The following is an 11,899-nucleotide window of genomic DNA, read 5'->3' on the forward strand; positions in this document are numbered from 1 at the left end:
GGATTCGAGCAGCAGACGACCAACACCCGCACCGCGGCGGGTCCGCTTGTTGCTCCGACGCACGCACGGGCGATCGAGCGTCCGCCGGCGCGGCAGCGCCGAGCAGAGGCATCCAGATCTCGATGATGATGAGGAGACACGGTGACCGCGCACGTCCTCTGGTTCGATTCATTGTCTCGCGCGGATGTCGCGTCCGCCGGCGGAAAGGGCAGCAACCTCGGGGAGCTCACGCGCGCCGGCCTGCCCGTGCCTCCGGGCTTCGTCATCACCGCGGACGCGTACCTCGCGGCGATAGGCGCCGCGGGCGTGCGAAAGCAGCTCGTCGCGCTCTTCACCGAGGCCGATCCGAGCGACCCGGCCGGGCTGCGCGCGACCTGCGCCGCGCTGCGGCGCCTCGTCCGCGCCGCGCCGCTCCCGGCGGAGATCCAGGCGGAGATCGTCGATGCCTACCGGAGGCTGGGGCTCGACACCATCGTGGCCGTCCGGTCGTCCGCCACCTCGGAGGACTCGGCCTCGACCTCGTTCGCCGGCATGCACGAGACGTACACCGACGTCACCGGCGAGCAGGCATTGCTGGATCGCGTGCGCGACTGCTGGGCCTCCGCCTTCGGCGAGCGCGTGGTCAGCTACCGGAAGTCGCAGCGCCTGACGGAGGAGCCCGCCCTGGCGGTCGTCGTGCAGCGCATGGTGAGCTCCGAGCGCTCCGGCGTCATCTTCACCGCGGATCCCGCCACGAAGGACACGTCACGCCTCGTCATCGAGGCGGCGTTCGGGCTCGGCGAGGTCGTGGTGGGCGGGCAGGTCGAGCCGGACACGTACACGGTCGCGAAGCGCGGGCCGCGGCTCCTGGAGGCGCGCGTCGGCCACAAGGCGTTCAAGCTGGTGCGCGCGCCGGACGGCGGAGAGCAGCGCGTGGATCTGCCGGAGGACGAGGGCGCGCGGCGCGTGCTCGAGGACGACGAGGTGCTCGATCTCGCGCGCCTCGCGCTGAAGGTCGAAGCGCATTACGACGCTCCCCAGGACATCGAGTGGGCCGTCGAGGGCGGGGCGACGTACCTGGTGCAAACCCGCCCGATCACCACGCTGGGCGCGCCGCACCCCGCCCCCGGAGAGCTCCTCGTCTCGGGGCTCGGCGCGTCCCCGGGCACGGCCTCCGGGACGGTGCGCGTGCTCCGCTCGCCGGAGGAGGGGCAACGGCTGAAGGCCGGCGAGGTCCTCGTGGCGCCCATGACGTCGCCCGACTGGGTGCCCGCCATCCGGCGCGCGGCGGCCCTCGTCACGGACAGCGGCGGGATGACCTGCCACGCCGCGATCGTCAGCCGCGAGCTCCGCATCCCCTGTGTCGTGGGCACGCGCGCCGCCACGCGGATCCTGCGGGACGGCGAGACCGTCACCGTCGACGGCGCGCACGGCAAGGTCCTCGAAGGGGCCCGGGCCGCCGCCGCGGCGCCCGGGGCCGCTCCGGACGGGGCGCCCGCGGATGCGGGAGCCGGGTCCGCCGCGAAGGCCGAGGCGCGGATCGAGCGCGTGCCGAGCGCCGCCGGCTCGCCCGCGGCTTCGCCGGCGGTGCTCGGCACGCGGCTCTACGTGAACCTGGCGATCGCCGAGCGCGCCGAGGAGGTGGCCGCGTTGCCCGTCGACGGCGTGGGGCTGCTCCGGGCCGAGTTCATGCTGCTCGACGCGCTCGGCGGCGCGCACCCGAAGGCCCTGATCGCGTCCGGCGGCCGCGACGAGTTCCTCCAGAAGATGTCGGCCGCGCTGCTCCGCATCACCCGCGCCTTCCTGCCCCGTCCGGTCATCTACCGGACCTACGATTTCCGCACGAACGAGTTCCGCGGGCTCAAGGGGGGTGAGCAATTCGAGCCCGCCGAGGACAACCCGATGATCGGATACCGCGGCTGCTACCGGTATGTCCGCGAGCCGGAGCTGTTCGCGCTCGAGCTGGAGGTGCTCGCCCGCGTCCGCGAGGAGACGCCGAACCTGCATGTGATGATCCCGTTCGTCCGCACGCGCTGGGAGCTCGCGGCCTGCCTGGAGCTCATGGACAGGAGCCCGCTCGGCCGCCAGCGCGGGCTGCACCGGTGGGTGATGGCCGAGGTGCCCTCCGTCGCGTTCTGGATCCCGGAGTACGCGCGCATGGGCATCGACGGCGTCTCGATCGGCTCGAACGATCTGACCCAGCTCATGCTCGGGGTGGACCGCGACTCCGCGGTGTGCGCCGAGCTGTTCGACGAGTCCGACGCGGCGGTGCTCGACGCCATCCGGCGGATCATCGAGGCGTGCAGGGCGGCCGGGATCACCTCGTCGCTCTGCGGCCAGGCGCCGTCGAACCGCTCCGAGTTCGCCGAGCACCTCGTGCGGCTCGGCATCACGTCCATCTCGGTGAACCCGGACGCCGAGCCGGCGGCGCGCCAGGTCATCGCGGCGGCCGAGCGGCGGCTCTTGCTCGACGCGGCGCGGCGGGCGTGACGGCGGCGACGAGACCACCGTGCCCGAGCTGGATGCCCCGCTCGGCCATCGCCTGGTAGCGGGCTCACACGTCGTGCCGGTATTCGTACGGAAGCGCCTTCATCTGCCCGAAATGGGTCATCTCCTCGACGGCGCGGAGGGTATCCTTGAGGATCGCCGTCTGCATCTCCACGTTGCGGGGCTCGCCGGCGTTCGAACCGATGGGGACACGGGGCGCGGTGATGCGGGGCGCGCCCTGCTGCCTGGCGATCGGAGGCAGTGCCGCGATGATGATCGTGGACATGCCCGCGGTCTCCACGGCGCGCTGCACCACGACCGCCGAGCGGTGGCACGTACCGCAGCCGCCCGTGAACACCGCGATGTCCACGCCCTCGTCCTTCAGGATCTTTGCGATGGACGGCCCGCTCCCGCCGCGGAATCTGTCCACGTCGCCGCCGCCCCCCATGAACCCGATCAGCGTCGGTGCGACCTTGCCGACGAAGCCCTCGGCCTCGAGCTCGCGCAGGCGGTCAATTGGGAACATCGCGTTGATGTCCCTGTTGACGTCGCTGTTGTCGAAGCCGCCGTGGCTGACCATCAGCTCGGACGACGGCGTCGTCGACGGGATTTCGCGAAACGTGTGATCGCCGGACAGGACGAACGGCCTCTGGGATTTCAGGTGGACGCCGCCCGCCGTGCAGAGGGCCACGACGCACTCAGCCAGCGGCTTCGCGAGGGGGGTCCAGACCGCAGGCGGCGTGATCGGAACAGCTATCTCGCTCTTCAGCCCTGTCGCCGTCGTCAGCTTCATGGAGCTTCTCCTCACGTCAGTCACGTCGGAGCACCCTCACGTGACTCAGATAAACCCGCTATGCTGGCTCCTGCGCGTACTCCGTGCCGCTCCCTCACTTGACGAGCCTCTGATTTGCGTCGATGACCGACTGGGTCCACCTGCGGTTGGCAGGCGCGATCGGGATACCCGCCATCTTCGTCTTGAGCATGAGAAGGGCGCGCCGCGCGTCCTCGAGGCACAAGGTGCTCTCGCCGAGGATCTCGCTCTCACGGCCCTCCGGGTTCTTGTTGAGCTCGATCATCGCGTCCATGTATCGGTTGCCGACGACGAGCTGGCCCTGACAGGCAGAGAACGACACGCCGACCACGCTGACCCCGCGCGCGCCGATTTGCTCGATGCTGTCGGCGAAGTCGATATGGTTGTTGCCGAAGCCCTCGGTCGTGACGATCGCGCCGTCCACGTCGAGCGCCTCCACGAGCGCCCCGAGCCGCGCCGAGACGAACGCCTTTTCATCATTGACTTGCGGACTGCCGATGAAGACGACCCCCACGAGGCCGATCTCCTCGTCCTCCGCCATCAGGCGCAGCTGCGGCTCACGGAAATAGTGGCGCGTGCCCTCCTTGGTCGCGGGGCCGACGCAGGTCAGCGCGTGGATGCCGCCGTCGCGCACCTCGTTGGGGGAGAGCACGACCGGCACGTTGCCAAGGTCGACATTCCGGCGACCGCCCTCGACGCCCGCGGGCTCGGCGGGCAGCAGCACTTTCTCATGCATCGCGCCCTGGCCCATGATCTCCTTGACGAGCACGACGCGCGGCCTGCCGGGCCTCTTCATGTCGCTATAGGTCTTCACCCCCATGCAGCCGCTCGTGGGGGCTCTCTTGAGCGCTTCGCGGACCTCTTGCATGATGGCATCACACGCCTTGTGCGCCGCATAGGGGCCGCGGCGCTCCATGCCGGTGCCGGCCTGGATGACGACGTTGACGCGCACCATGAGGTCGCCGGAGTCCGGGCAGCCCGGGCGGCCGAAGCTGATCTTCTCATCCAGATATCCCTCGCAGGAGCCGAACTCGTGCAGCTGAATGCCAGCTTCGTCCACGCCCGTGAGGATGAACACCACGCCATCCATCACGTGAGTCACGCCCTCGCCGAGCCTGCCCTCCGCCTTCGTGGCGACCGGGATCACATCCATGATGGTATTGGAGAAGACGTGCCGCCTGTCGGGGGTGATGACATCCATCTCCACCTTTTTGACGAGGGGATCGGCCTTCAGCGACTCCCTGCTCAGCGACTCGCGGACCGTCAGCCGCCCGTCCTCGAAGGAGGTCGCGCCCCTGATCTCTACCCGGCTGACGTCGTAGTTCCTGTGCGTGAGCGTGCGCACGACCCATCCCGGCGGCGCGGCAGGCTCGAGGGGCGCGGCGCAGCACGCTCGTGTCGTCGTCATGGTCATGCAAGAGCCGGGCGCGGGGAGACGGATGACCTCGGACGCGCGCCCGCCTCCGACACCCGCTCCTCACATCTCCCGCAGGCTGGCTGTGGAGTGAATTCGGCACCCTTCGATGCGTAGACAAGCTGTGGGAAGTCGGCCGGGGAAGCGAACAGGCAAGCCGCCAAGGGCGCCAAGAAAACCCCCGCTATCTCCCCAGCACGAAGCCGAACCGGAACGGATCGTCCGGGTCGACGAGCAGCTGCTGGAGCCCGGTGATGTACGCCTGTCCGGTGAAGACCGGCTCGACCACGCAAGTCTCGCCTATCTGCCATTGTCGCGTGAGCCTCCCGAGAAACCTCGTTCCCAGGATGCTCTCATTGGTGAACTCCACGCCCAGCGGGAGGTCCCCTCGCGCGTGGAGCATGGCCATGATGGCCGAGGTGCCGGTACCGCAGGGCGACCGATCCAGCTGTCCCTCTCCGAAGATGACCGCGTTCTTCGCGCCATGGCCTCCCGGCGCCGGCGCCTCGTAGATCTCGACCATCTCGACCGTGGTGATGTGCGGCGCCGTCGGGTGGCGCACCCGCATCGATTCATTGACCGCCTTCCTCAGCGCCACGCCCAGCTGGACCAGCCTCGCCGCGTTCTCGGGGCGGATCGAGACCCCGAGGTCCTCCGCTCTCGCCAGGGCGAAGAAGTTGCCGCCGAACGCCACGGCGATCTCGACTTCCCTGCCGCCCGGGAGCTGAACCTCGACGCCATCGGCGTAAAGGAAGGAGGGGACATTGACCACGGTCACATCGGCCACCTGATGCCCTTCGACCCGCGCATGCGCCTCGACGGTCCCTGCGGGTGTATCGAAGACGAGGGAGCCCCCCGGCGCGTGAGGCACGATCGCGCCGGTCTCGAGGAGCGCGGTCGCGATGCAGACGATCCCGTGGCCGCACATATCGGGGTAGCTCCTGCCCTCGATGAAGATCACTCCGTGGTGGGCGCCGGCCGTCACGGGGGGCGTGAGCACGGCGCCCAGCATGTCACGGTGCCCCCTGGGCTCCTGTACCGCGAGCGTACGGATGTGATCCAGGTGCGCTCGCATGTACTCCTTCCTGTCGGCCATCGTGGCTCCCGGCAGGGGCGGCACACCGCTCATGAGGATGCGATTCGGCTCGCCGCCGCTATGGGTATCGATGGCAGAGAGAACATGGGACAGCCTTGCCATGGTTCCTCCTGGGTGCGCCTGCTCGCGCCGGCGCATCGAGGACGCGCAGCGCGGCACGACCTGCTGCTCCGTAGCCGCCGAGAGCGCAACTATGGGATGCGTGGCGGCGAGCGTCACGTCAGGGCTGTCACCTGGGGCGCCTCAGGCGTCCGGGCGCCGGGCAGGCGTGGTTGAGAGCGGTGATGGCCGCCCCCGGCCGTGTCTGACGGGCACCTTGACGCGCGCAGCATGCGCGCAATAGCCGGACGGGAACGTGCGTCTCGAGAGCAAGCCTTCGCCCGGTCGCCTGCTGCACCTGTTTGCCGCGTGCGTCGCGGTCGTCGCGCTCGTCGCGGGAGCGTGCGGCCCGATCCGTGGCGAACGCAGCGCTGGCGACGAACGCGGCGCCGCCATCGTCATCGGCTCGGCGGTCCCGCTCACGGGCTCCAGCGCCAAGATGGGGCAGGACATGAGACAGGCCATCGAGATGGCCGTCGACGAGATCAACGGCCGCGGCGGCGTGCTGGATCGCAGGCTGGAGGTCAGGTTCGAGGACGACGCCTGCGACGCAGAGGCCGCGGTGGCCGCCGCCCACAACGGAAAGGCCGGCGTCGTCGCCTTCGATGCGGTGACGCCCGGCGAGCGGGACTTCTCCGCCGTGCTGACGCACCTCAAGGCCAGGCGCCCGGACGCCATCTACTGGACTGGATACTACGCCGAGGGGGGCCTCATCATCAGGCAGGCCCGTGGTCAGGGCATCGACGCGTCGATCATGGTCGGCGACGGCTCGCGCGACGCCGCCCTCATCACCACCGCCGGCCTCGCCAGCGCAGAGGGTGTGTTCGTCACGAGCCCCCCGAGCGCGGCCGAGCTCCCGGGCGCCGCGGGCTGGGCGCGGCGCTACGCGGCGGCTCACGGCGAGCCAGGCCCTTACAGCGCGCAGGCGTACGACGCCGCGCAGATCGTCGCAGCGGCCATCCAGGCGGCGGGCTCCACCGACCGCGCCGCGGTCGCCGCGGCCATTCGCGCCATTCACCACGATGGTGTGACCGGCGCGGTCTCCTTCGACGCCTCCGGAAGGCGCCAGAACGCGGCCTTCGTGGTCCTCGAGATCAGGAGGGGCAGATTCGCGCTCGTCCAGGGGCCAGCCGCCCCGCGCGCCGATGCCGCGCCCTCTCCGCCGCCGCGCGCGGCGGCGGAGCCCGGGCCCCCCGCTCGCTCCACGAGCCGCCTCTCGAACGCCCTCGAGCAGCTCTTGAACGCGCTGGTCATCGGTTCGTTCTACGCCCTGGTCGCCCTGGGATACAGCATGGTTTACGGGATCATGCGCATGATCAACTTCGCTCACGGCGACCTCTACGCGCTCGGCGCCTTCGTCGGCTACAGCGCCCTCGCGCTCGCGAGCGGGTCCTTCCTCGGCGCGGGCGCGCTCGGGATCGGCCTCGCCTTGCTCGCCGCCATGGCCGTCACGGGCGGCGTGGGCGCGCTGATGGAGCGGGTCGCCTATCGCCCGCTGCGCCGTTCTCCCAAGCTCGTCCTCCTCATCACGGCCGTCGGCATGTCGCTCCTCCTGGAGAATGCCATCATGCTCTTCGAGCCCTGGGGGCCCAGCTTCCGTGTATATCCCGTCACCCTGACGCGAGCCGGGACGTCGCTGCTGGGCGTCCACGTGGGATATGCCCACATCGCCATCCTGGCGACCGCGCTCGCGCTGATGTGGGCCTTGCGCCGGATCATCGGGCGGTCCACCGTCGGCCTGGCCATGCGCGCCACGGCGTTCGACGCCGAGACAGCCCAGCTGATGGGCATCGACGTCGACAGGATGATCTCCCTCGCGTTCCTCCTGGGAGCCGTCATGGCGGCGGCAGGGGGCGTGATGGCAGGCCTGTATTATGGCCAGATCAACTTCCTGATGGGCTTCATCGTCGGGATCAAGGCGTTCACCGCCTCGGTCCTGGGTGGCATCGGGAACCTCTCGGGCGCCGTGGTGGGCGGGATGATGCTCGGGCTCCTGGAGGTCATCGGGACGCGGAGCGTGGGCGGCCAGTGGAAGGATGTCTTCGCGTTCGCCGCCCTCATCGCGATCCTGCTCGTCAAGCCCACCGGGCTGCTCGGCGAGCGCGTCGGCAAGAGGATGTGAGGGTGGGGCGCCTCGCTGCGCTCGGCTCCGGCGGAAGGCGGCTCGTCCGGCGGTGGGGGACCGCAGCGCTGCTGTTGCTCGCGGTCGCCTTGCCGCTCGGGGTGCAGGATCCTTATCTCATGGACATCGCGGTCATGGCCCTCATTTACATGACGGTGGCCGTGGGCCTGAACGTCGTCGTCGGTTATGCCGGCCTCCTCGATCTCGGGCACGCCGCATACTTCGCCGTCGGCGCGTACACGGCGGCGCTCCTCACCCAGCGCGCCGGGCTCTCCTTCACGCTGGCCTTGCCCGCCAGCGGCGCCGTCGCCATGGCGCTGGGCTCCCTCATCGGCCTCCTCGTGCTCCGGCTCCGCCGCGATTATCTGGCCATCGTGACGCTGGGCTTCGGCGAGATCACCCGGATCACCGCCACCAACCTGGACGCCGCGCGTACGTCCTGGAGGCGGGCCGCATCACCCTGCAGGGCTCCGCTGGCGAGCTGAGCACGGACCTGGCCGTGAGCTCCGCCTACCTCGGTGGTCGAGGATAGCCCATCACATGCCTCCGCCGCAGCGTCGCTCCACGCGGATTCGAGCGCATCGGCTGGGGCGCATTCACCGCTTCGCGGGCGCCGGAGACCAACGATCCGCCTTCTCCGCGGCGCGCAGGGCCTCGCGCTGCGGGTCGGTCAGCTGCGGGAACGAATAGGTGAGCCAGCACAGCGCGGCGATGGCGGTGCCGTGCCTGTTTTGCACCTCGCGCGAGGCGATCGCCGGCTCGGCGTACTCGAGGTCGACCTGCGCTGCGCCATAGCGGCGCAACGCGATCCCCTCCAGCTCGCGACGGAGCGTGCTTGCGGCCGCGGCGGCGTCGTCGTGCCCCTCGTACTCGGCGGCGAACCCGCCGAGACAGGCGCCGGTCCGCCGATCGCGGACGCGGACGCGGCCCAGCCCCGCCGTGACGGTCTCGCCGGCCTTCCCGTTCACGGAGGCCATGATCACCTCCATCACCGCACCGTGGCGGAAGTGGGGCTTTGCGACCTCGATGGGGATCTCGTACGCCTCCGGCGGGATCACCGAGCTGCAGAGGACGATGTTGAAGTTCTCGATCCCGCCCATCGCCAGGGCCAGATCGAACGACCCTGTATGCCATGGATCGAGCCCACCGCCGAAGTCGGTGTCTCCGTATCCCGAAGTGACGAAATAGGCCAGCGGCACGCGGGTGAGGTAATCCGGTTCTCGCAGCATCGTCCTCGCCTCCGGGACGTCCAGGTTCCGCGCGGCACGTCTCGGCGTTCGCGCGCGAGATCCGTGGTGCTCGCGCGCATGGCCGGGCCCGCGCCCCGGCAGCATGAGATGCCGGCGCTGCCCCCCCGGGTCTCCGGCGCCCGCGAGGACCACGGCGACGGACTCGCGCTGTCCTCGCTGCCCGGCGCGTCGATCGGAGCGCTGGCTGGAGCGTGCGGGAGCGGTCAGGATGGCGCGGGTCCCCTCACCGCAGGAGCGCCTCATGACCACACCGGAATCCGGCTTTGGCGCCGAGCTCGAGCCCTTCGCCGGGATAACGTCGTTCATGCGTCTTCCGGTCACACGCGACCTGACCGGCGTGGACGTGGCCGTCGTCGGCGTACCGTACGACGGCGGCACGTCCTACCGCAGCGGCGCTCGCCTCGGGCCGCGACGGATCCGCGAGGCGTCCGTGATGCTGTGGGGGTACAACAACGCCCTCGCGGTCAAGCCGCTCGACGTGCTCAAGGTGGTGGACTACGGCGACGTGAACGTCATTCCGCCGTCCATCACCGAGTCGATGGCCAACATCGAGGCCAGAGCCGACGCCGTGCTGGCGGCGGGCGCGACGGTGCTGGCGCTCGGCGGCGATCACTCGGTCAGCCTGCCGCTGATGCGCGCTCACGCCAGGAAGTTCGGCCCGCTCGGGGTCGTGCACTTCGACGCCCACCCGGACACCTGGCACCGCGAGTTCGACGAGCAGCCCTACAGCCACGGCACCTCGTTCCGCCGCGCCATCGAGGAGAAGATCATCGATCCTTCGCGCTACGTCCAGATGGGGCTGCGCGGTCCGACGCCCGAGGCGATGGACTGGCAGTGGGCGCGCGAGCGCGGCGTGCGCGCGATCACGATGGATGACGTCGTGGAGCTCGGCCTGCCCGCCGTCGTCCGGACGATGCGAGAGGCCCTCCGCGGCCCGATCTACGTCTCGCTCGACATCGACGCCGCCGACCCGGCGTTCGCGCCCGGCACCGGCACGCCGGAGGTGGGCGGCTTCACCAGCCGAGAGATGCTGCAGCTCGTGCGAGGGCTGCGCGGGGTCGAGCTCGTGGGGTGCGATGTCGTGGAGGTGTCCCCACCGTACGATCATGGTGATATCACCTCGATCCTGGCCGCCAACCTGGCGTTCGAGCTCTTGTCGCTGATGGTCGTGCGGCGGCGCGGTGTTCCTGAAGGCAACAGCGAGCCCAGAAGATTCTCTATGCGATCCGACTGACTTCGTCCGTCGCAGAGCCGTCGCCAGCGTGTCCGGAGATGCAGTGCGTTCAGACGCGCGACAGCGATGCTGCACATGGTGCGAAGATGCATACGAGAGCTGCCCTGCGGGTGATGGATTCCCGGCTCCGCGAAGAACGAGGGGATCCCTCAGGCTGGGAGCCAGAAGCAGCGGGATGCCCGCCTTGCGGCAGATCTCCTCGGCCGCCTGGCGACGGGAGGTTTTGAGAGGCGCTCTAAGGCGTGAGAACGGTGCGACCGATGAGCTTGCCGTCTTTGAGGTCGATGAGCGCTTGCGTCGCTTCCTTCAGCGGCCGGCGCGTGATCGGGATCGGTGCGATCTTCTCGCGGCGCACGAGGTCGATCAGCTCCTGCATCTCCATGAGATCGCCGTCAAGGCTGCCTTGAATGGTCACGGATTTAAATGTGATCAGCGGCAGAGCCCATGGCGCGCCGCCGCCGAACAGCCCGACCATGATGAGCTTCCCGCCTTGGACGATGACGTCGAAGCCGATGGCCGCCGTCTGCTCGCTGCACACGAGATCAATGGCTACATGGAGCGGCATGCCGGCCGAATCGATGATCTGTTGGCGCGCGTCCGGCGCATTGCCGTCGACCACTGCCATGGCGCCCGCCTTCTTGGCTGCCTCGCGCTTCTTGGCATCGATGTCGACCATGATGACACCCTTGCCGCCCATCGCCTTGTGCAGGGTCAGGGCCATTAGCCCGAGGCCGCCCGCGCCGATGATGACGATCGGCTCCTCCTTCAGCACGTCGCCGACCTTCTTGAGCGCGCTATAGGTGGTCACGCCCGAGCAGCCATAGGGCGCCGCGACGACGGGGGCGAGCCCCTTCAGGTCGATCAGATATTTGGGATGACGGACGACGATGTGATCCGCGTAGCCGCCGTCGCAATCTATGCCGAGGAAGCGCGGAGTCAGACAAAGGTTCTCTTGGTCCCGCTTGCAAAGCTCGCAGACGCCGCAGCCCTGCCACGAATACACCAGACGGACGTCGCCGACGTTGACGCCGCGAGCTTCCGGGCCGAGCGCAACGACCTCCCCGACCGTCTCGTGCCCCAGGGTGATCGGCAGCGGGATGCCGCGATCCTTCAGCGACAGCTTGCCGCGTCCATGGCCGAGCTCGTAGCCGCCTTCCCAGATGTGCAAGTCGGTATGGCAGATGCCGGCCGCTCTGACCTTGAGGACGACCTCGCTCCCGGTGGGTTCCGGTGTCGGCGCCTCGACCTCGACGAGCGGCTGGCCGAAGTCGGAGACTTTGAAACTCTTCATGGCCCCCGTTCCTCCCCTTGCCCGTACGAGTAACGGCAAGCCGTGAGGGGCGCAAGTCGAACCGGTCGCGCGGGTGGTGGTCAATCAGGCATGCCGAGCCCAGTCCTCGACGGTGG

At 69.5% G+C, this 11,899-nt stretch carries 8 protein-coding genes and 1 pseudogene; 4 read left to right on the forward strand and 5 right to left on the reverse strand.

The annotated features are described in order from the left end of the window. Nucleotides 1–141 precede the first annotated feature (141 nt). On the forward strand, nt 142–2,469 hold the full coding sequence (gene ppsA, locus WMF27_RS13490; protein WP_437944175.1) for a phosphoenolpyruvate synthase: 2,328 nt from the start codon (nt 142–144) through the stop codon (nt 2,467–2,469). A 64-nt stretch (nt 2,470–2,533) separates the two neighbouring features. On the opposite strand, the gene prdB is transcribed toward ppsA, so the two are convergent. From prdB to WMF27_RS13505, 3 genes and pseudogenes are all read right to left on the reverse strand, one after another. After that, on the reverse strand, nt 2,534–3,259 hold the full coding sequence (gene prdB / locus WMF27_RS13495; protein ID WP_437768464.1) for a D-proline reductase (dithiol) protein PrdB: 726 nt from the start codon (nt 3,257–3,259) through the stop codon (nt 2,534–2,536). Nucleotides 3,260–3,353: 94 nt separating this feature from the next. Then, nucleotides 3,354–4,625: pseudogene (prdA, locus tag WMF27_RS13500) on the reverse strand (D-proline reductase (dithiol) proprotein PrdA); the annotation flags it as partial. A gap of 250 nt (nt 4,626–4,875) precedes the next feature. Next, on the reverse strand, nt 4,876–6,006 hold the full coding sequence (locus tag WMF27_RS13505) for a proline racemase family protein (protein WP_437944176.1): 1,131 nt from the start codon (nt 6,004–6,006) through the stop codon (nt 4,876–4,878). Nucleotides 6,007–6,142: 136 nt separating this feature from the next. Here WMF27_RS13505 and WMF27_RS13510 point away from each other — a divergent pair, with 136 nt between their 5' ends. Further along, nucleotides 6,143–8,008 (forward strand): ABC transporter substrate-binding protein, encoded by a 1,866-nt coding sequence (locus tag WMF27_RS13510; RefSeq protein ID WP_437944177.1) that lies wholly within the window; start codon nt 6,143–6,145, stop codon nt 8,006–8,008. Nucleotides 8,009–8,010: 2 nt separating this feature from the next. Beyond that, complete coding sequence (locus WMF27_RS13515; protein WP_437768461.1) at nt 8,011–8,493, forward strand: ABC transporter permease subunit; 483 nt, start codon at nt 8,011–8,013, stop codon at nt 8,491–8,493. A 111-nt stretch (nt 8,494–8,604) separates the two neighbouring features. Here the strand turns inward: WMF27_RS13515 and WMF27_RS13520 are convergent, their stop codons facing one another. Further along, a complete protein-coding gene (locus tag WMF27_RS13520; RefSeq protein WP_437944178.1) occupies nt 8,605–9,237 on the reverse strand; it encodes a pyruvoyl-dependent arginine decarboxylase in 633 nt (210 codons plus the stop codon). 262 nt (nt 9,238–9,499) lie between these two features. On the opposite strand from WMF27_RS13520, the gene speB reads away from it, so the two are divergent. Beyond that, nucleotides 9,500–10,492 carry an agmatinase gene (gene speB, locus WMF27_RS13525; protein ID WP_437944179.1) on the forward strand — a complete coding sequence of 331 codons (993 nt, stop codon included), beginning with the start codon at nt 9,500–9,502 and terminating at the stop codon, nt 10,490–10,492. Nucleotides 10,493–10,727: 235 nt separating this feature from the next. Here the strand turns inward: speB and WMF27_RS13530 are convergent, their stop codons facing one another. Further along, the gene (locus WMF27_RS13530; protein WP_437944180.1) at nt 10,728–11,783 is read right to left on the reverse strand and encodes an alcohol dehydrogenase; all 1,056 of its coding nucleotides are present in this window, start codon (nt 11,781–11,783) and stop codon (nt 10,728–10,730) included. Nucleotides 11,784–11,899: the final 116 nt, after the last annotated feature.

It is taken from the genome of Sorangium sp. So ce281, from assembly GCF_051527395.1.
Lineage (GTDB): Bacteria > Myxococcota_A > Polyangia > Polyangiales > Polyangiaceae > Sorangium > Sorangium cellulosum_B.